Raw genomic sequence first — 285 nt, 5'->3', positions numbered from 1 at the left:
GAGCGCGACGATGATCGGCCTGTCGCTTGCGGTATTCGGAATCTTGCACGCCCTCGCTCAAGCCTTCGTCACTGGTCCCGCCACCAAACGTTTCGGCGAGAAGCAGGCCATTATCGCCGGCATGGCGGCCCCACGGGTGCGCATGATCGTGCTCCTGTCGTTGAGGACCCGGCTAGGCTGGCGGGGTTGCCTTACTGGTTAGCAGAATGAATCACCGATACGCGAGCGAACGTGAAGCGACTGCTGCTGCAAAACGTCTGCGACCTGAGCAACAACATGAATGGT

General features: G+C 60.0%; 1 pseudogene. It reads left to right on the top strand.

The annotated features are described in order from the left end of the window. Positions 1-181: pseudogene (locus R0K30_RS21620) on the top strand (hypothetical protein); the annotation flags it as partial. Positions 182-285 lie beyond the last annotated feature (104 nt).

Origin of the sequence: Bacillus sp. SIMBA_154 (assembly GCF_046536015.1) — a bacterium.
Taxonomy (GTDB): Bacteria; Bacillota; Bacilli; order Bacillales; family Bacillaceae; genus Bacillus; species Bacillus pumilus_P.
The sequence above is the reverse complement of the archived record's forward strand: the minus strand, read 5'-3'. Positions and strand labels throughout refer to the sequence as shown.